15 protein-coding genes are annotated in these 20,117 nt (G+C 52.0%); 5 read left to right on the top strand and 10 right to left on the bottom strand.

Annotation, left to right across the window (positions count from 1 at the left end; genetic code table 11):
* Positions 1 to 128: 128 nt before the first annotated feature.
* On the bottom strand, positions 129 to 1,415 hold the full coding sequence (locus AC4BAN_RS10335) for a UDP-N-acetylmuramoyl-tripeptide--D-alanyl-D-alanine ligase (protein ID WP_490564328.1): 1,287 nt from the start codon (positions 1,413 to 1,415) through the stop codon (positions 129 to 131).
* A 177-nt stretch (positions 1,416 to 1,592) separates the two neighbouring features.
* Between AC4BAN_RS10335 and AC4BAN_RS10330 the strand changes: the two genes are divergently transcribed.
* Positions 1,593 to 3,821, top strand: a complete 2,229-nt coding sequence (locus tag AC4BAN_RS10330; RefSeq protein WP_490564327.1) for a T9SS type A sorting domain-containing protein — start codon at positions 1,593 to 1,595, stop codon at positions 3,819 to 3,821.
* Entirely contained in the window at positions 3,821 to 4,207 is a 387-nt protein-coding gene (locus AC4BAN_RS10325; RefSeq protein WP_490564326.1) for a hypothetical protein, read from the top strand. The genes AC4BAN_RS10330 and AC4BAN_RS10325 overlap by 1 nt, the downstream gene beginning before the upstream one ends.
* A 15-nt stretch (positions 4,208 to 4,222) precedes the next feature.
* Here AC4BAN_RS10325 and AC4BAN_RS10320 read toward each other — a convergent pair whose 3' ends face one another.
* The 8 genes from AC4BAN_RS10320 to mfd all read right to left on the bottom strand — a co-directional run bounded on the left by AC4BAN_RS10320 (position 4,223) and on the right by mfd (position 15,901).
* Positions 4,223 to 4,996, bottom strand: a complete 774-nt coding sequence (locus tag AC4BAN_RS10320) for an amidohydrolase (protein ID WP_490564325.1) — start codon at positions 4,994 to 4,996, stop codon at positions 4,223 to 4,225.
* A gap of 31 nt (positions 4,997 to 5,027) precedes the next feature.
* Positions 5,028 to 6,176 carry a methionine aminotransferase gene (locus AC4BAN_RS10315; protein WP_490564324.1) on the bottom strand — a complete coding sequence of 383 codons (1,149 nt, stop codon included), beginning with the start codon at positions 6,174 to 6,176 and terminating at the stop codon, positions 5,028 to 5,030.
* A gap of 121 nt (positions 6,177 to 6,297) precedes the next feature.
* Positions 6,298 to 6,756, bottom strand: a complete 459-nt coding sequence (locus AC4BAN_RS10310) for a hypothetical protein (protein WP_490564323.1) — start codon at positions 6,754 to 6,756, stop codon at positions 6,298 to 6,300.
* A 197-nt stretch (positions 6,757 to 6,953) separates the two neighbouring features.
* Positions 6,954 to 7,763, bottom strand: coding sequence for a hypothetical protein (locus AC4BAN_RS10305; RefSeq protein WP_490564322.1), 810 nt, complete (start codon positions 7,761 to 7,763; stop codon positions 6,954 to 6,956).
* 159 nt (positions 7,764 to 7,922) lie between these two features.
* Entirely contained in the window at positions 7,923 to 8,330 is a 408-nt protein-coding gene (locus AC4BAN_RS10300; RefSeq protein WP_490564321.1) for a response regulator, read from the bottom strand.
* Between the two features lie 20 nt (positions 8,331 to 8,350).
* Positions 8,351 to 10,654: a PAS domain-containing sensor histidine kinase gene (locus AC4BAN_RS10295; protein ID WP_490564320.1), complete on the bottom strand. Its 2,304-nt coding sequence runs from the start codon at positions 10,652 to 10,654 to the stop codon at positions 8,351 to 8,353.
* Positions 10,655 to 10,764: 110 nt separating this feature from the next.
* Positions 10,765 to 12,390, bottom strand: a complete 1,626-nt coding sequence (locus AC4BAN_RS10290; RefSeq protein WP_490564319.1) for a PAS domain-containing protein — start codon at positions 12,388 to 12,390, stop codon at positions 10,765 to 10,767.
* A gap of 139 nt (positions 12,391 to 12,529) precedes the next feature.
* Positions 12,530 to 15,901: a transcription-repair coupling factor gene (gene mfd / locus AC4BAN_RS10285; protein WP_490564318.1), complete on the bottom strand. Its 3,372-nt coding sequence runs from the start codon at positions 15,899 to 15,901 to the stop codon at positions 12,530 to 12,532.
* 359 nt (positions 15,902 to 16,260) lie between these two features.
* Here mfd and AC4BAN_RS10280 point away from each other — a divergent pair, with 359 nt between their 5' ends.
* From AC4BAN_RS10280 to AC4BAN_RS10270, 3 genes are all read left to right on the top strand, one after another.
* A complete protein-coding gene (locus tag AC4BAN_RS10280) occupies positions 16,261 to 16,659 on the top strand; it encodes a hypothetical protein (RefSeq protein WP_490564317.1) in 399 nt (132 codons plus the stop codon).
* Positions 16,656 to 16,877: a hypothetical protein gene (locus tag AC4BAN_RS10275; RefSeq protein WP_490564316.1), complete on the top strand. Its 222-nt coding sequence runs from the start codon at positions 16,656 to 16,658 to the stop codon at positions 16,875 to 16,877. Before AC4BAN_RS10280 ends, AC4BAN_RS10275 begins: the two co-directional genes overlap by 4 nt.
* A 366-nt stretch (positions 16,878 to 17,243) precedes the next feature.
* Positions 17,244 to 18,545 carry a T9SS type A sorting domain-containing protein gene (locus AC4BAN_RS10270; protein WP_490564315.1) on the top strand — a complete coding sequence of 434 codons (1,302 nt, stop codon included), beginning with the start codon at positions 17,244 to 17,246 and terminating at the stop codon, positions 18,543 to 18,545.
* Between the two features lie 22 nt (positions 18,546 to 18,567).
* Here AC4BAN_RS10270 and AC4BAN_RS10265 read toward each other — a convergent pair whose 3' ends face one another.
* Positions 18,568 to 19,638, bottom strand: coding sequence for a J domain-containing protein (locus tag AC4BAN_RS10265; RefSeq protein WP_490564314.1), 1,071 nt, complete (start codon positions 19,636 to 19,638; stop codon positions 18,568 to 18,570).
* Positions 19,639 to 20,117: the final 479 nt, after the last annotated feature.

The raw sequence follows: 20,117 nt of genomic DNA, 5'->3' as shown, positions 1-20,117 counted from the left end.
TAGCGGCGAGTAAATAATCAGGGGCAGAAAGCTCTTTGCTCCTGCCCCTGATTATTACCGCTCACCAACTGGGTTTTGGTAAGTATTCTGGGTTTTGGTAAGTATTCTTTGCTTTTCAGTACGCCATTTTACAGCACCTCCAGCAGCGTTTCCAGCCCCATGCCCCTAGAGCCCTTCACAAGCACGTAGCTGTCAGTTACCGGGTGGTCCTGTAGCCATTGCTGTAACTCCGGCTTCGTCTCAAAGTATAAAAAATCGCTGTTTACCTCTGCTGCATACTTCATGTCTTTGCCGCAAAGCAGTACCCTGTCTATGGGTTGAGAAGCCACTATTTCGCCCAAGGCTTTGTGTTCAGTAGCACTTTCTGCACCCATTTCAAACATGTCACCCAGTATAACCACCTTATGCGTTGCAGTCATACTTCCGAAGTTGCGCACAGCCGCTGCCATAGAAGTTGGGTTGGCGTTGTAGGCATCCAGCAAAATAGTGTTGCTGCCTTTGTGCACCACCTGCGAACGGTTGTTCACCGGGCTGTAGTTGGCAATGGCTTCGTTGGCTTTAATTAGCGGTACGCCAAAATACTTTCCGATGCAAGCAGCGGCAGCCATATTTTCATAATTATAACTACCTACCAGTTGCGTTTTTACCACGCTGCCTTCTTCGTCTTTATACACCACAAATGGAGAGGCCTCCAGCAGCTCAGAATGATAGAAGTCTTCAGGGCCGGGATAAGTTGCTTTGTGCTCAATGCGGCGGCTCATGCGCATCAGGTGCTCGTTGCCAGTGTTCACGAACACGGTGCCTTTGTAGTTATCCAGGTGCACATAGAGTTCGCTCTTGCCTCTGGCCACTCCCTCCAGGCTGCCAAAGCCTTCCAAATGCGCCTTGCCGATGTTGGTGATCATGCCGTGCGTGGGTAAAGCAATGCTACTGAGCAAGGCAATCTCCCCGATATGATTTGCCCCCATTTCAATGATCGCCATCTCGTGCTCCGGCGTTATGCGCAGCAGCGTGAGCGGCACCCCGATGTGGTTGTTCAGGTTGCCCTGCGTGTACAGCGTATTGAACTTCTGGCTGAGCACCGCATAGATCAGCTCCTTGGTGGTGGTTTTGCCATTGCTGCCCGTAATCCCGATCACTGGTATGCTGAGCTGCCGGCGGTGGTGGCGCGCCAGGTCCTGCAGCGTTTGCAGCGTATCCTCTACCACAAACACGTTGTCAGCGGCCAAGGCCGGGTCGTCCACTACGGCATATTTTGCGCCTTTCTGCAGGGCCATCCTTGCAAACTTGGCACCCTTAAAGTTGGGTCCGTTCAGGGCGAAAAACATACTTTGGTCCTGGGTTGCGCGCGAGTCGGTGCTTACCTGGCGGCATCCCAGGTATTTTTGGTACAGGAATTCGATGCTAGCTGGCATAAAATGCGTATTTTTATCAGTAATAAATGCTATTAAAGTGGCAGACTGCATTATCAGTTTCTGTTGGCCACCCGACTGGCAATATACATCCAAAACAGCAAATAAGGTAAACAAAGGCTGACGCCGCTGTTTGTTAGCTTATAGCGGTTCAATTTCAAGGTTTACAGCTCAGGCTATATGAGAATAAAATTCATTTTCTTTATTTTTCTTTTACTGCTGTGCGCACAGGTGCAGGCACAGGAAGCCGAGAAGCTTGCTTTTCGCTATCGCCCGGACGTTCCCGTTGCAACAAGTACGGGGCAGTTGGCAAACCCCTGGAGCGGGGGGCTTAACACGCCGCAGTTTTCTACCCTCGACCTGAACAAGGACGGCCAGCAGGATCTCTTTATTTTTGACAGGCAGCTTAAAAAAGTATACACCTGGCTGGCCTTCAGGCAGGAAGGGAAGTGGCAGTACACCTATGCCCCGGATTACGAGGTTTTCTTTCCGGCTGATTTGGTGAACTGGGTGCTGTTGCGCGATTATAACTGCGACGGCATGAAGGATATCTTCACCAGCACGCCCCTGGGGATCCGGGTATTTAAACAGGAAACCGCCGAACCTGGAAAGTTGAAGTTTGCCTTAGCCGAAGAGGTGTTGTTTTATAACAACGGGAAAGTGAACATACAGATGAACACCGCTGACATCCCGGCCATTACAGACACTGACGGCGATGGCGACCTGGATATCCTGATCTCCGAATTCTCGCGCGGGCAAACATTGGAACACTACATCAATCTGCAGGCCGAGCTTAACTTGCCCTGTGGCAGCCTGCAGTTTACGCAGCAAACCGACTGGTGGGGCCGCATATCCGAGTGCGAGGGCTGTAACAACTACCTCTTCAGCGCTTTTTGCAGGGTAGCGGCTCCCCTGCATTCCGGCCACGATGGCTCTGCGCTCCTGTTACTGGATATAGATGCCGATGGCGACCAGGATCTGATTTCCGGTGCTGTGCAGTGCGATAACTTGTTGCTGATGGAGAACCAGGGGGATAAAGGGAATGCGGTGATGACAGGCTTTACACCTGCTTTCCCTGCTACTAAACCCGCTGCCTTTCCTGTTTACCCGGCAGCATTTTACGAAGACGTAACCTTCGATGGCAAGCCGGATCTGCTTGTAGCGCCGCAGGCTACCCACGACCTCCGGAACATCGACTTTAAGAACTCGTCCTGGCTTTACAGCAATTCCGGCGCAGCAAACCGGCCTGACTTTACTTTTGTGAAGAACAACTTCTTACAGGATCAGATGATCGACTTAAGTGAGGGTGCTTACCCGGCTTTCGCTGATCTGGATGGCGATGGCGACCTGGATCTGCTGATAGGCAACTTCGCTTCTTACCGCGATAATTTGTACAGCGCATCCATTAGCTTTTACCGCAACACCGGAACCCAAACGGCTCCTGCTTTCGAGCTTGTTACAGACGACTACCTGGATTTAAAAGCCCGGCAGCTGTTCGCTATCAAGCCTGCCTTCCAGGACATGAACGCCGATGGCGTGCCTGACCTGGTGCTTACGTATAAAGAGCTCAATGCCAATACAACCCGCGTTGTTTTTATCGGCAACAAAGCCTTAAAGGGGCAACCGGCCAGCTATGATTTTACAAATGTGAAAGTGGTGCTGCCTTTGCCCGATGGCGCTTCGCCTGCCTTTACGGATGTTGATGAAGATGGCGACCTGGATTTATTGGCAGGGATGGCTGACGGGAGCTTGTCTCTCTACAAAAATACCGGCAGTGCCAGTGCTCCGGTTTATACTTTGGAGAGCAACCATTTTGGCGGGCTTAACTTTAACACGGCGCGCCGCGCGCTTTCCCCTGCTGTGGCAGATGTGGATGGCAACGGCGCACCGGATCTGTTGACAGTGGATGACAGCGGCACCCTGCGCATTTACCGTAACTTTAAACAGCAGCCGCCAGAGGCGTTTATCCCTGATACCGAACTACTGGAAAACACGTTGACGCAAAGCCTGCAGGCAACCCGGTTCGGTAAGTGGGGCAGTATAGCCGTAGCACCGTTAGGCGGCGAAAATAAATTTTACGCGGCTATCGGTACTTTGGGAGGCGGGGTGTACCTGCTGCAGCAAACTGCCGGAAACATGGCCCAACCCACTGGTACGGACGCAGGGCTGAAGCTGGAAGTATACCCTAACCCTGCCGCTAAAACAGTGCATGGCACTGTTTCTGTAAAAGCCACGGAGCCTGTGCGCCTGGAAGTGTTTGATGCCATAGGCAGGCAAGTATACCGTAGTGCCGGCACCTACAGCCGCCAGCATAGCTTTTCTCTCCGTCAGATGGCACCAGGCATGTACGTGATTCGGGCCAGTGCCGAGGGCGATGCACACGCCACGGCCAAACTGGTGGTGCACTGATGGTGTCGTTTCTGTACCTGGACCTGACGGGATCAGGCCATTTCCATCAGCCGGTTCCCGAGCAAGTTAAGGAGGCTTTGCCGCATGTGGCCGTTTTGGATCTGGATGAAAAATCGGGTGAACTGATGCGCCATTATGGCTTGCGCCTGCTTCGGGAGGCAGACAAGGCTGTCGTTTGCATGAAAGCAGATGAGCGTATAACTGATATCTCGGCGCTCATGCCTTTGCTGGAAGAGGTGTTTTCTGAAATGGGGCAGCGCCTGGTGTTACTGCTGGGGCAGCATGGCCGGCTGGAGCGCATGTTTGCCGCAAGGCCGCAGCTCCATTTTAAAAAGGTAGCAGAGGCGAATGTGTTAAGCGAAGTGGAACAGTTTCTGGAAGCGTAGAGTCCGTAGTAAATATTACTCAAAACTAAACCTGTCTGCGTCCAGGTGTGCCGGGAAAGCGGCTCGGAAGTCATCGAGTTCCTGCTTGCTCAGGGTTAAAGTATGAATTCCTTCTACCTCGCTGGTTGCCAGTAAATGATGCCCCTTTGGGTGAACGAAGGCTGAGTCGCCGGCATAGGGGTGGTTGTTCCCGTCGGTGCCCACCCGGTTTACACCCACTACATAGGCCAGATTCTCGATGGCGCGCGCCTGCAACAAGGTGCGCCACGCCAGGCTACGCGCTTTTGGCCAGTTAGCGACGTACAGCTGCAGGTCATAGGCATTGCCGGTGTTGCGGCTCCAAACCGGGAAGCGCAGGTCGTAACAAACCAGCGGGTTAATGTTCCAGCCCTTCAGCGTTACAAGAAGCCTTTCTTTCCCAGCAGTATAGGTGTGGTGTTCTTTAGCCATCCGGAACAGGTGTTTTTTATTATAGGTGGCGTAACTGCCATCCGGCCTTACCCAATACAAGCGGTTGAAATAGTTCCCGTTTTCCTGTACGATCACACTTCCGGTTATAACCGCCTGGTGTTTCTCCGCTTCGCGCTGCATCCAGGCCAGGGTGGGGCCTTCGTTTTCTTCAGCCAAACCAGCCGCGCTCATGCTAAAGCCGGTGGTAAACATCTCGGGGAGCACGATCAGGTCGGTTTTTGGGGCTGCAGCTGCCAGCTTTTCAGTGAACATGCGCCTGTTGGCTGCGGCATCCTGCCAGTGCAGTTCAGTTTGTACAATCGTGACGCGTAAATCCATATCTTCCTTTAAAATAACAAATTAGAACTACCTAAAGGCCAGCCAAGCGCGCTCCGGCTGCCTGCAGTGTCGCCTCGCTTTTGGCAAAGCAGAAGCGAAGGTACTGGTTATCTGTCTGATCATGGTAAAAAGCAGACACCGGAATTGCAGCCACGCCTGTCTCCATTGTTAACTGCCGGGCAAAGTCCAGGTCATGAGCGTCTGTAATGGCACTATACTTTGCCAGCTGAAAGTAGGTACCTGCCGACGGGATAAGCTGAAAGCGGGAACCTTGAAGCTGCTGCACAAAAAAATCGCGTTTCGCCTGGTAAAAGTCAGGGAGTGCCAGATAATGGCTCGTTTCATCCATAAAATCGGCGATTGCCAGTTGCAATGGGGTAGGCGATGAAAAGGTAATGAACTGGTGCATCTTGCGCAGCTCAGCGGTCAGGGGCACGGGTGCCACGGCATAGCCGATCTTCCAGCCTGTGGTGTGGTAGGTTTTTCCGAAAGAGGAGATCACGAAGCATCGCTCACGTAACTGTGGGTGCTGCAGCGCGGAGAAGTGCTCCTGCCCGTTGAACACCATGTGCTCGTACACCTCGTCGCTGATCGCCAGGATGTCGGTTCCTTCCAATAGGTTGGCCAGGATATCCATGTCCTGGCGGGTCATCACGGCGCCGGTCGGGTTGTGTGGGGTGTTGATGATGAGCAGGCGGGTACGGGCCGAGCGCGCACTTGCCACCTTCTCCCAATCCACGCTAAAATCAGGAAGCGCGAGCGGAACATAAACCGGATGCCCGCCGGCCAGGCGGATGGCAGGGGCATAGGAATCGTAGCAGGGCTCCAGTACCACTACCTCATCTCCGGGGCGCACCACTGCGGTAATGGCTGCAAAAAGTGCTTCTGTCGCCCCCGAGGTTACCGTTATCTCTGTCTCCGGATCGGGGGTGTACCCATACATACTTTCTGTTTTCAGGCTTATCTTTTCCCGCAGTTTCAACACTCCCGCCATAGGGGCATATTGGTTAAAGCCTTCGTGCATGTACTTGGTTACAAGGTGCATTAACGGCTCCGGACAGTTGAAATCGGGGAAGCCCTGCGAGAGGTTGATGGCACCGTGTTGGTTGGCGAGGCCCGACATAACCGAGAAAATGCTGGTGCCCGTATCAGGGAGCTTGCTGCTGGGGTAGTGTATCATAAAGGGTGATAAAGCGCGCGTTTAGTCTTTTTCCAGCAATGAGATTTAGGGCGTTATGTTTTGCCTCCCCAGGCCCGGCTTCAAACTTTACTAGACGGCTAATTTCCCGGGCTGATCAACACTAGCGGTTCTGTTCGCCCCAGTAAGCATCACGTGGGTCACGCCTGCGCCGGCGCGATTCAGGGTGCGGCTCTAAGGGGTTCTCCATCCAGCGGTCTTCCACGCGTTGGTTACTTCTGTCAAAGCGTACATCCCGCTGTCGCTGACCGGGTTCTTGCTGCGGATAGAACTCCTGCTCGGGGTGGCGCTGCAGGTGTTCGCTATGCCGCTGATGGTGTTGTCGGTATTGCTGGTTTGGCAGCCACTCTTCCCGGTGATACCTGCCCTGATCTTCATAGCGGCCATAGTCTTCCGGTTGCCAATCTTCCTGGTGGTTCAGGTGTATATAGGGGTTCGGTTCACCCCAGCGGCTTTTAAAATCGTTAAAGTTCGCGTCGTTCCGGTGTTCATGGGGCTGGTTGTGGGCGTGTCGGTGATCTTGATGGCGGGGGTGCCTGCGGTCGTGTTCGTCGTGCTGCATGGTGTTTTGGTTAGGTGAGAAATCAGTTCCTGGTATGTGTATACTTTGGTGTACGCGCTGATAATCAGGATGTTTGTGATTAATATAAACAAAAAAACACACAAAAACAACAAAGCCGGCATCAAATGCCGGCTTTGTTGTTTTACTTCCTAAATTAAATCTACTACCAATTTTACCTAATCAAACCTTTATACGGCTTATCTGCGAAAGCGTTGGTTTCGATCCGTATCATGATCGTAATTATCATGGCCAGAGTCTGACTCGTCGGCCCAGCGGGGGCCACCTTCATAGCCTTTGTCGAAATTACGGTTGCGGTATACTTCAGAGCCGTGGCGCTTGCCGGGGTCAATCCGCTCCGACCTTGGCTCATAGCGGTTGTGCGGCTGGTAAGCGGGGTCATCGGAGTGCCAGATGTCGTTCCAGGTATCCTTCACTTTATGCATAAAGCCGCGCTGGTCGCGTGGGCTTCGATCCTCATCTGCGGTATACCTGCCTTCGCGGTACCAGTTATGCGAACCGCTGCCGTACCTGAAATCACCTTCTTTATAGCGGCTTCTGCTTCCGGGTGCTTCGCGCCATTCATCGTTGTAGTCATTGGTTCTGTCGGTGGTGTTGCCTTGTAGCGGATCTCCCTGCTGGTGCGGGCGGCGCATGCTATGTTGTTGGCTGTGCTGGTAATGATCTCCGTGGTCGAGGTAAGAGCGCTCGTTCCGGTACGCGCTATCAGGGCGGCTGCCGTAGTGATCTCTCAAGTGCGCGTTTCGGCCCTGGGCGTAGGTGCTGTTGCGGTCGTGCTGGTAGTTCTCGCCGTATTTCTGCTTGGGTTTGTCCTGGGCGCCGCGTGGGCTTGGCCCCGTGTGAAAGTAATTGCCCTCGTCCCATTTCCGGTTATCCTCGCCGCGGTATCCGTAGCGCTTTTGTGCATCGCTATCCTGCTGGGCAAGCTTACGGCCCATGCGCCAGTTCTCTTCCGCATGGTTGCCGTAATCTCGTGTGTCGTTTGCCATAGTCTTGTTTTTAAGATGATTTACAATTTAAAACACCCTAAGGTGCAGGCTTTTATGTACGGCAATGCAGCAGCGTTAGTTGAAAGGAGAAAGGGCTGCAAAAAAACAGCGGCATCCCTGGTGAAAGGAATGCCGCTCAGAAATCTGGTTAGGAGTAACTTAAAAATACGTTTGCATCACTTCGCGCACATCGCTTTCAGTTAAAGGCTTGGCAAAGTGCTGGCGCACGTCCGGAAACTGCTTCAGTTTTTCAAGGTCGTAAAAGCTGGCCGAGGAGGTAAGCATGAGCATGGTAACCTCCTCTTTATGCTGCGACTCTATTTTCTGGTACGCCTCCAGAAACTCAAAGCCATCCATCACCGACATCTTTATATCCACAAAGATCAGGTCGGGGCGCGGATAGCCGTCCTCGCCCGCGAAAGCATTGTTTAAATACAGGAGGGCCTCCTCTCCATTGGTAACTACCCTGATGTCGGGGGCTATCTTCATGCGCGTAAGCAAGCGGTGGTTCAGGTAGTTAGTAGTTTCATCATCATCTACTAGCAATATGGTTTTGATTGGTTTCATGCCTTGTTTACTGTTTGTGCTTAAACTTGCTTTTGCTTAAAGTATAGGTAAAAGGTGGTGCCGGTGCCTAATTCGCTCTCAATATGGATATAGCCGCCATAGTTGGTGAGCAGCCTGTTTACGATGTATAAGCCCAGGCCGGAGCCATTTACATGGTTATGGAAACGCTTAAACATCTGGAACAGCTTGTTCTGGTGTTTGTTCATGTCAATGCCCAGGCCGTTGTCCTGTATCTTTAACTCTACAAAGTTACCTTTTAGTTCTGTGCTTATCCTTATTTCTGGTGTACGTTCCTGAGACCGGTACTTGATGCTGTTGCTGATCAGGTTAAAAAGTATGCTTTTCAGGTTGCCTTTTGTAAATGGAACCAGGGCAGCGCCTGAAAAGTCTGTGATGACCTGTGTTTGGGTTTCATCGATCATACTTTGCAGGCTTAATTCCACGTCCTCCACTATTTCGCTGAAGGGTACCTGTTCCAGTTCCCGGCGCTTTACCTTCTGTACCTTTACCACCTCCGACAGGTCCTGGATGGTGGTATGCAACTGCTCCAGCGATTTGTCGAACATGCCGATCATTTTGTAGGCGTCGGGGTCTTTAAACTCAGCCACCTGGATAAGCTCCTGGAAAATGCCAGCCATATTGATGATGGGTAGTTTGAGGTCATGGGAAGCGGTGTACACGAAACTATCCAGGTCCTGATTGCTGCGCTCGAGTTCCAGGTTTTTCTCCACCAGCCCTTCCTCCGCCTTTTTGTGGTCCTCAATGTCAATGCAGGTGCCTATCCATTTCAGTATCTCCCCCTTTTCATCCCGTAGCGGTATGCCCTGGCCCAGGAACCAGCGGTAAGCGCCATTCCGGCCGTTCTGTATGCGGTATTCCATCTCGTAATAGGCGCCGTGCTGCACGGAATATTGCCAGCGCTCAAAAGTTGCGTCCCTGTCATCGGGGTGAATGGCCTCTAAAAAGGCCTCGTGCCCCAGGCTCTCCTCCTGTGTAAGGCCTGTATAGTTTTGCCAGCGCTCGTTAAAGTATTCTGTTACCCCGTCAGGTGTTGCGGTCCAGGTCATGTGCGGCAGGGAGTTAAGCAGCCTTTGCATCCATTGCAACTGGCTCTCGCGTTCCTGCTCCAATTTCTTCTTCTCGGTAATGTCCAGCATAGCGCCTATCATTCGGATCGGATGGCCGGTTTCATCCTGAATCACATACCCTTTGTCGTATACTGATTTGTAATTTCCGTCGGCGCATTTAAAGCGGTACTCCTGCTCCCAGTAAGACGCTTCTGAATCGAAAACCTGGCGAATGCTTAGGTCTACCCGCAGGCGGTCCTCCTCGTGAATGTTCTCCTTCCAGAAATCGATTGAATTCGGGTGGGTCTTGTAACCGAACAGGGTATGTAGCCCTTCGTTCCACCAAAGGGTGTTGTCCCGCAGGTCCCAGTCCCAGATCACATCGTTGGTGGCCTTGGCTATCCGCTCAAAACGATCGTTGCTCTCCCGCAGCTTTTGCTCCTGTTGCCTTTGCTGACCAATATCAAGCATGGAGCCCAGCATCCGCACCAATTCTCCGGCCTTGTTGTAGAATAAGTAGCTGTGGTCCAGCACATCGGCATAAGTGCCATCTGCCCGCAGGTGCCGGTACTCCCCACTCCACGTTTTGCCTCTGCTGGCTGTTACATGGTCCAGGGCCGACTTCATCTGATCGTAATCTTCGGGGTGTACTTTGCTTTTCCAGTTATCCAGCGTTGTCTTTAACTCTTCTGCCGGGTATCCGAATACGGCTGAATATTCGGCGCTCCTGGTTAATTTGTTCCTGGGTATGTCGCATTCCCACATGATGCCGCCCACTTCCTTGGTCAGCATTTGCAGGTGCCTGAAAGATTTTTCAACTTCCCGCTCGGCCAGCACTTGTGGGGTGCAGTCGCGCAACTCTTGCAAAACATAGGCTACCTCGCCCATGTCGCCAAACACGGGCGTTAGGGTGCTTTCCCAGTATCGCTCCTCAAAACCACCTCCCCGCTCTTCGGGCCGCTTAATATCGTAGCGCGTAGCGGATTTCGTAACTGCCTGTTTTTTTGTTAGCACCTGATTAAAAGACGCTGCTGCCGACTGTCGGGCTTTTATGTCGGGTGTGGCAGGGTTATCAGGAAAAACATCGAATACATACTTGCCGATGACCTCTTCGCGCTTTCTATAAACTGCGTTCAGGTAACTGTTACTAACAGCGACAAAAGTCAGATCAGGCGTACAAACACAAAGCAACCCTGGGGAGGCATGAAATATTTGCTCAAAATTAATATTGCTAAGTAAAGCAGGGTTGCTTTTCATAAGTTACATGTGTTTAAACCTGGCTTCCCAGGGCGAATACGAATGCGAAAAACGAGAGGTTAGGCACGAACGTCCACAGGGTGCATTAGATCCTTTAAAGCAGCCCTGGCTTATACCTTCTCCTGAAGCTTTAAGGCCATCAGGGCGGCTGCACGTTTAGCTTCTACAGCCTCTGTTACTTCTATTGCTGAAATCAGTATTCCCTCGGAGTTGCCTTCATTATCTAAAATAGGGTGGTACTTGATGTTAAAATAGGCCTCCTCCGGGTTGCCATTCTGAAGGCGGTCATAAAGGGCCGGAAATTCCTTTACCTGCACAATCTCCCCCTGCTCATACACATGCTGCAGCAGTTCCTGAAAACCAAGCGAATCGAATTCAGGCCAGAGCAGGCGGGCAGGCGTACCGATATAACTCCTGTTGCCATAAATATTATACAAGCCCGGCGATACATAGCGGCACACAAGGTCCGGTCCTTCCAGCATGCACATGTGGGCCGGGGAGAGCATCAGCAGCTTTTCAATCTGGGCATCTTTGGCGCGTATTTTTTCCAGGGTTTGCTTTTGTTCCTCAATATCGGTGAAGGTGCAGATCCATAGTTTCACGTTTCCGTGTTGGTCATACATGGGCACGCTCCGTTTTAGAAAGGTACGGTAGCTGCCGGCAATACAATCCCGGATGCGGTACTCTGATTCGTAGAGCTGCCCCGATTGAAGCGCCACGTGCCAGGCCGTAAGGGCATCGGCTGAATCCTCGGGATGAACGGTGTTAATCCACCCTTCGGTTTGCCGGGGCTTCATGCCGGTATAGCTGTACCAGTTGTCGTTAAAGTATAAGATCTTTCCCTTCGGGTCGGAGGTGCAGGCCATGTGCGGCAGGTTCTCGAGTAAATGGCGAAAACGGGCATCGCTTTCCTTCAGGTCCTCTTCTATGCGCTTACTGTACGTAAGGTCGATGATAGAGCCGAACGTGCGGATGGGCTTTTTATCATCGTAAATGATATACCCCTGATCCAGCACATGGGCATAGGTGCCATCGGCTTTCCTTAACCGGTACTCTCCTGTCCAGATCTTATGGCCCGAGGAGGTGGCGTTGGAAATGCTTTGTTGCAGGTTCTCAAAATCCTCGGGGTGCACGCGGCTGTCCCACGACTCTCCGCCGGAGCTCATTTCCTCGGGGGTGTAGCCTAACACTTCTTTCAGCCCTTTGCCCCATGTTAGTTTGTTGTGCTCCATATCATACTCCCAGGCCACTGCATTCAGGGCACTGGTGAGTAACAAAAGCCGCTCGTTGTGGTGCTCATGCAATTTCTCCTTCAGCACATTTTCGGTTATATCACGTATTTCGTGCAGGATATAACGAACATGGCCCGTTTCATCAAAAACAGGGGAATTGGCCGGGCTCCAGTAGCGGGTTTTATGGGCATGGTGATCCTGGTCGCTAACAGGCATGTCGCAGCGCAGTAGAGGCATGGTGTGGGGTTCCTGTTGCTGTAACACAGCGCGCAGGGAGCCCTCAAACTCGCGCAGGTAGTTATGGTAAGGGGAGAAAGGGTTATTTAAAAAAATCTGCGTGATGCATTTGCCTGTTATTTCCTCGCGCGATACCAGGGTGGCTTCCAGGTAAGCATCTGTGGCGTCTATTATCGTGAGGTCAGGCTGAAGTACCAAATACAAACCGGGAAGAACCCTGAATACAGGTCCTAATGCCGATGAAGTTAACGGCGTTGCTTCGAGCATTAGCTTTGTAATTAAGTGAGATGTGTACATGCAAAGTAAGCAAAGGCACCCTATAAAGCAATTAACAAGGCCATATCGCGCCTAATTTTATCCAGACCAGGCGTTTACCCCGCACATTAACCCATCACGGAGGCGCTGCTTACGCTGAGATAGCTGCTTGTACCCCGAAACCCTCGAACACATCCTTCGCTACCTGAATGCTTTCAATATCTTCCACAATTACGATCAGCTTGTTCTTGGCCTCTTTTAACCTGGACTTACGGGAGTGCTGCTGCACATACTTGAGAATGTTGCCAAAGGTGTCGGACTGAAAATAGGCGTCGTTGTTCTCGCTGGGCAGGTAGCCTTTCATCACCTCTTTTTTGATGGTCAGCTTCTCGAACCCGAGCTGCTGCGCCTGCCAGCGGAGTTTTACAATCTCTACCAGCTGTTTTACCGCATCCGGCATGGGTCCGAAGCGATCTATGATACTGGCCTGTAACTTCTCCAGCTCTTCCATGCTTTTAACATTGTCTAGTTTGCTGTACAAGCTCAGGCGTTCAGATATGTTGCTCACGTAAGTTTCTGGAATCAGCACCTCCATGTCTGTCTCGATGCTGCAGTCGCGTTCTGGCTCTATAAATTTCCCGAGGTTATCGCCCAGGAACAAGTCCTTAAACTCCGTTTCCTTTAGCTCTTTAATGGCATCGTCGAGCACCTGGTGATACATCTCGAAGCCCAGGTCGGTGATAAAGCCGCTCTGCTCGCCACCCAACAGGTTGCCGGCCCCCCGGATGTCGAGGTCGCGCATGGCAATCTTAAAGCCCTCCCCCAGGTCAGAGAATTCCTCCAGGGTGCTCAGGCGCTTGCGGGCATCGGAAGGGAGGCCGGCAACGGGTGGCGTTAACAAATAGCAGTAGGCTTTTTTGTTGGAACGCCCTACGCGGCCGCGCATCTGGTGCAGGTCTGAGAGGCCGAACATGTGGGCCCGGTTGATGATGATGGTGTTGGCGTTCTCGATGTCCAGACCCGATTCGATGATGTTGGTGCTCACCAGCACATCGTACTCGCCGTTGACAAACTTCATCATGCGTTTCTCCAGCTTCTCGGGCTCCATCTGCCCGTGGGCATAGGTTACCCGCGCATCGGGCACGTGGCGCAGAATCATGTCGGCCATGGCTTCGATGTCTTTGATGCGGTTATGCACAAAAAACACCTGGCCGCCACGTTTCATCTCGCTTACCACGGCATCGCGTATCAGTTCCTCTTCAAACACATGCAGCTCCGTTTTTACCGGCTGGCGGTTTGGTGGCGGCGTGGCGATAACCGAAAGGTCGCGTGCGCCCATCAGCGAGAAGTGCAGGGTGCGCGGGATGGGCGTAGCCGTTAAGGTGAGGGTATCCACGTTGATGCGCATCTCCTTGAGTTTCTCCTTGGTCTTCACCCCAAACTTCTGCTCTTCGTCAATAATCAACAGGCCGAGGTCTTTAAACTTCACATCCTTGCTCACGATGCGGTGCGTGCCGATCAGGATGTCGATCTTGCCCTCGGCCACGCGTTTTAGGGTTTCCTTGGTGTCTTTGGTGGTTTTAAAGCGGTTCACGTAGTCCACGCTCACCGGGAACTGCTCCAGCCTGTCGCGGAAGGTGCGGTAGTGTTGCATGGCCAGGATGGTGGTGGGCACCAGAATGGCAACCTGCTTGCCATCGCAGGCGGCTTTAAAGGCGGCGCGAATGGCGATCTCCGTTTTACCGAAGCCCACATCGCCACACACCAGCCTGTCCATGGGGTGCGGCTGCTCCATGTCGGCCTTCACGTCTTCCGTGGACCTGCCCTGGTCGGGGGTGTCTTCGTAGATAAAAGACGACTCCAGTTCGGCCTGCAAAAAGCCATCTTTGGAGTAGGCGTAGCCCGGCGCGGCCTTGCGCTTGGCATACAGGCTGATCAGCTCGTGGGCGATGTCCTTTACCTTGCTTTTGACCTTCTTCTTCTTGTTCTCCCACTCCGGCGAGCCGAGCTTGCTCATACTTGGCGGGCCGCCCTCTTTGCCGCTATACTTTGATATTTTGTGCAGCGAGTGGATGCTGACGTATAGCAGGTCATCGTCGCGGTACACCAACCGGATTGCCTCCTGCAGGCGGCCTCCCACTTCTACTTTTTCCAGACCGGCAAAGCGGCCGATGCCATAGTCGACGTGCGTTACGTAGTCGCCGGGTTGCAGCGAGCGCAGCTCCTTCAGCGTCATGGCCTTGGTTTTGGAATGCCCTTCCTTGGCCTTGTGCTGATAAAACCTGTCAAATAGCTGGTGGTCGGTGTAGCAGGTTATTTTGAGTGTCTGGTCGATGAACCCCTCCCGCAGCGAAATGGGCAGATGCTGAAAGCGCACGTCGTGGTCCAGTTCATCAAAAATGAGGGTGAGGCGGTTGATTTGGCGTGGCGAGTCGGTGGCGATCACGTTCACAAAGCCGGCACCCTGCTGCTCGTGCAGGTCTTTTACCAGCCGGTTAAAATCTTTGTTAAACGAAGGCTGCGGCTTGGCCTGCAGCTGAATCACTTCAGCCGATTTGAAATGAAAGCGCTTGCCCATTTCCACCACATTAAACCGCTCCAGCAGCTTCTTGAACTGCTTTTGCGTCTGGAACAGCTGCTCCGGGTCCGACACGATCTGGGTACCGCCGCTGCCAGCCATCAACTTCTCGAAGTTGTGCGCGGCCTTATCGAAGTACTCATCAATAATATCCAGCGTCTGGCGAATGTCCTTGAACCAAAGCGTGGTGTTTTCGGGCAGGAAATCGAGGAAAGCCTCGCGTTTTTCCTGCAGTAGTTTGGTTTGCACATTGGGTATTATCGAGATGCTTTTCTTGGTTTCCACCGATAGTTGCGTGTCCGGGTCGAAGGTGCGTATACTTTCGATCTCGTCCCCGAAAAGCTCGATGCGGTAAGGCAGGTCGTTGGCGTAGGAGTACACATCCACGATACCCCCGCGCACGGCATACTGGCCCGCCTCGTACACAAACTCGGTACGCTCGAAGCCATACTCGGCCAGCATCTCACTTAAGAAGGCGGTGTCCAGTTTCTCGTCTATTTTGGCCCCCAGCGTATTCTCCACCAAAGATTTTTTGTTGATCACCTTCTCCGTCAGCGCCTCGGGGTAAGTCACGATCAGTTCGCCTTTGCCGGTTTTCTGGTTGAGACGGTTGAGCACCTCGGCCCTCATGAGGATATTGGCATTCTCGGTGTCGTCGAAGCTGTAGGGGCGTTTGTAGGAGGTAGGGAAAAGGAGCACTTCCTGTGTGTCGCCAAGCAGGTTTTTGAGATCGGTATAAAAGTAGGCCGCCTCCTCTTTGTCGTGCAAAACGAAGAGTTGGTGCTGGTTGTTTAGCGTGTACACCGCCGAGGCCAGCACGGCATCCTGACTACCGGCCACACCTTTAAGCTGGAGGCGGAAAGATGCCACCGACTTCAGGCGTTCGGCAATGGTCTGCACCACGCTGTCGAGGCGGTACAGTTCTAAAAAATCTTTTACTTTCAAGGGTACTCCGTTCTAAATGTCACAAAACAGCAAAGGCAGAACACAAGGCTTATGGTTTAGCCGCGTTCTGCTGATGGTTATTTACAAAGATACGGAAGTAAATGTTTTGTTGGGAGTGGGAGGAGGTTGCAGTTTTAGTCTGAATCAGGATTTACAGCATTAAGGTGGGTAAACAGGATGGCATTGTGCGGTATTGGTTAAACCAGCGCATCCGCTCTTTCGGATTTTAAAATCCGAAAGAGCATAAGCCAGTTTGTAAAGGCGTTACATTTAAGTTATACTTACACCTTTTACAAACTGGCTGCCCTACTCAACCACCTTTACCGCTTCGCTCAAACCGGAAGTATAAACTGCAACTGATGAAAAAGCTCCTCCTATACTTCACACCGCTGCTCATGGCTTTTGCCGTGATGATTGGGGTGAATGAATACAGCAGACTGACGATAAACGAAAGTTTAAAGAACAGCGATGGACTGATGAAGATAAACGCTGCAGTTGCTACGCCGGATGCCTGTACCTGGAACTGCCACAACGACACCAGTTACTGCAAGGAGCACCATGTAAAAGGGCTCAGGAAATATATTTTCTTTGTTGATCCTTTTTACTCTGGAATGATCGCTGTGCTCAGTACGATGGGGAGCTACGTGTGGGCGAACCTGATTTTCCTGGTGGTGCTGTGGCCCTCGGCGCTGTCGTACCTGCTGGTGAGAACCATGCGCATGCAGCAGCAAATCAGCCTGTTAAAGCAGAAGTCATGATCGACATACTAAGCAATTTCGCCTTGTTCGTTTACAGGTACTGCACTGATTTTGTGATCAATATGGCAAACCTGTCGGGACTGTCTTATTATGAAATAAACGCGTTGCTTTTCATCATACTTTGGCCCGCACTCACGGTTTTTCTCTTCTCCTTGTTCTTCCTGCAAAAGTTCAGGTTATCATTGCTGAGATACCGCACCCGAAAAGTGGTGAAGTAGGATCTAAACGCCTTGCTTCTCTGTCCGAAACCTCCCTTCGCTATTGCATCCTGTTACCTGTTTAGAAGTCGCCTGCCTATCCTCCATCCATACTTCCTTTTCATGTAACTAGCTATTATTTTCCAAAAAAATCTGTGTGCAAAATTCTCAATAACAGCTGGTTACGTTTTAACAGACGTCTTATAGCTCACAGATTGTGTAGTTGTTTTCCAATGTAACTTTTTTTACATAAACTATTAGTATTAACGGTCGTATAGATAGGGTAAACAGCCTTACGTTATGGGTGAATAGCCTTTTAAAAAGGTTCGAGCGCCTGCAGGATCCTTGCTTTACAGTTAACTATTCCCGTATCTTAAAACCACTCTTATGAATTCAACATTTACCCTTAAAAAGCAAAACAAGCAGCTACCTGCCATCCTGGTATTGATTGCCGCGCTGCTGTTTACGTCGCATGCCTTGCTGGCCCAAACATCTATCACCAAAGTATGGGACAAGACTTATGGTGGTAGTCAGTTCGACTACCTTGTATCTGTTATAGCGACCCCGGACGGCGGCTACCTGCTGGGGGGCACCTCCGAGTCCGGGGTGGGCGGCGACAAGACCGAGGCCTCCAGGGGCGGCCGGGACTACTGGGTGGTGAAGCTGAACGCCGACGGCAGCAAGGCCTGGGACAAGACCTACGGCGGCGCGGGCTATGACAGGCTGGGAGGGGTGCTGGTTACCTCAGATGGGGGGTATTTACTAGGGGGTACCTCCGCTTCTAGTTTAAGTGGCGACAAGTCTGAAGCGCCCAGAGGTGATAGGGACTATTGGGCAGTAAAGCTGAACGCAGCCGGCAACAAATTATGGGATAAGACCTATGGTGGAAGCGGGTTGGAGGAGTTCCGGACACTTACAGCGGCTACAGACGGGAGTGGCTACCTGCTGGGGGGCATCTCTAAGTCGGGGGCTAACGGCGACAAAACAGAAGCCTCTAAAGGAGGGGAAGACAGTTGGGTGGTGAAGCTGAACAACGACGGCAGCAAAGTATGGGACAAGACCTATGGCGGTAATTTGAACGACTGGGTGGCTTCCATGGTGCCGACTTCCGATGGGGGTTACCTACTGGGAGGGGGCTCTGCTTCAGGGGCGAATGGCAGCAAGACAGAGGCCTCTAAGGGCGGCTTTGACGCCTGGGTCGTAAAATTGAATGCAGATGGCAGCAAGGCATGGGATAAAACCTATGGAGCAAGCGGCGATGATTGGTTAGAGTCGGTTGCCCTCACATCCGACGGCGGCTTTTTACTGGGAGGGGCTTCTGATTCTGAGGCAGGAGGCGATAAGACAGATGCGCTTCGCGGAAACAAAGACTACTGGGTAATTAAGGTAGATGCAAGCACGTTGAGTTCGGCTTTGCCGGAAGCGGAGGCTCAGAAGTTCATCGTATACCCTAACCCGAGCAAGGGTGGCTTCAACTTGGTTTACACCGACCTAAAAGCCAGAAGTAGCGCTATATACCTCACGCTGAGCAACAGCACAGGCCAGACCGTGGCGCAGCAAACCGCTCAGGTAGGGCAATTGCAGTCGGGTATGCGGCTCTCAACGGCGGGCCTGCCCGAAGGTATTTACTTTTTGCGGATTGAGGTGGCCGGCAGCATGATAAGCAGAAAGCTGGTGTTGCAGCAATAGCTTTAATGCTGTTATACTTCCGCTAAAGTGCAGCTTTTAGAAGTGCTCTGATCTCCTGAGGGTCCTGCAGGCTGCGCAGGGTAAGCCTGAGGTGCTGGAGCTCGAGGGCAAGGTCTTCTTTGGCCTGTTTAAACTTGTGGTTCATTTGCCTGGGGCTGCCGCAGAAGCTGTCATAAAAGGCTGCATCCGGACTGTTGTTGAAATTAGCAAGCGCAGCTTTTAACGCGTGCACCTGGTCGGTCAGGATTTGAACATAGTAGGTTATTTGCGCTTCGGGTAGTTGCTGTAAAGCCGCCTCCTGCAAGTACTCCATCTGTAACCGGAGCAGTTCAAAAAAATCGTCCTGGTGATAAGCCTGGGTTATTTTTTTCATTACCTCTTCTTTCCATAAGCGCGCCTGCTCGTCCTGTTCCTTGTCGGGGTGCAGCTGCTTAGCCAGGGCCGTGTACACGCGTCTGCTGGCTTTGCTGATATTGTTTAGTTCTGCCTTGGCCTGCGCCGCTTTGGCTTGCTGCGCTTTGGTTTTGCGGTTCTTCTGCCGGTGCTGCTTTTCCTGTTCGCGCTGCTCCATCTCCCGGTCCAGCTGGGCCTGGTAATCCACAAAAGTGTCTGCACTATCCTGGTCAGGGGCTGACGCTTCGCTTTTGGCAATGGGCTCATTTGCATCAGGTACCGTTGCTTTGTCGGTTTTGGGCATACTGTCAGCAAAAGGAACCTCAGCATACCTGTTGTAGTAAGCGATCATGTCGTGGCGTTTGTGCCGTGTAATCAACTCCTTGCTGATGGAGACCAACAGGGTGGCAAGCTTTCCCTTTTCGCGCCTTTTAAAGAAGGGAAGTGCATAGGCTTCGTCTAGCAGTTGCACCATGGCTACACGCTGCGCAACAATCTGCAGTATGAGGGGGCCCAGTTCCTTGTCGAAACGTTGCTTGGCCAGGTCCATGCTTTCGTTTCGGGCTTTAAGCTGCTGCTTCAGCTTTTCTATTAGCTGCGTTTTTGTGTTAAACTCCTGTGCTATGCTGCTGAGCTTACACTCGGGTTGAGCGGCTATCTGGGGCGTGCGGGAAACAGAAGGGGTGTAGCTGCGGGACATGTTTGTGTTGGTTGGTAGAGAACGGGCCTAAAGGTATTGCTCTCATCTGGCTTACAAACACAAAGGTATACTTTTCGTGCCTATGCTACAGCACGGGGGGTGTCACTTTATCAGGTTTACCATACTACAGCGCTACCTCACCACTTGCTGGTGAAGTGTCTGCTGCTTCAACTTAAGCTCCTGCACAAATTACCTAAAACAAGTCGGAACGCCTGCACGCGACAAGCGTGTAAAGCCTACTCCCGCGCCACGAGGAAACTTATCTTCCTTAACCACTCCTAAAAAAACAGAAGGAGACACACGCATAGTGGGCGACTCTGAAATTTTACCTAAAAATTTAGCTACTGGGTTTGCGCTCCGGAGAAGCTGTTTTTTTGTTCCTCCGCCCTCTGGGAGGAGGTTAGGAGGAGGGTTATCCGAAACGAGGGCATATACTAAAAGCACCGCATCCTGCAAGTATACTTTCTTCTTGCGGGATG

The organism is Pontibacter sp. GD13 (assembly GCF_058216355.1).
Note: the sequence above shows the minus strand (reverse complement) of the source record. Positions and strands in the feature narration are given on the sequence as shown.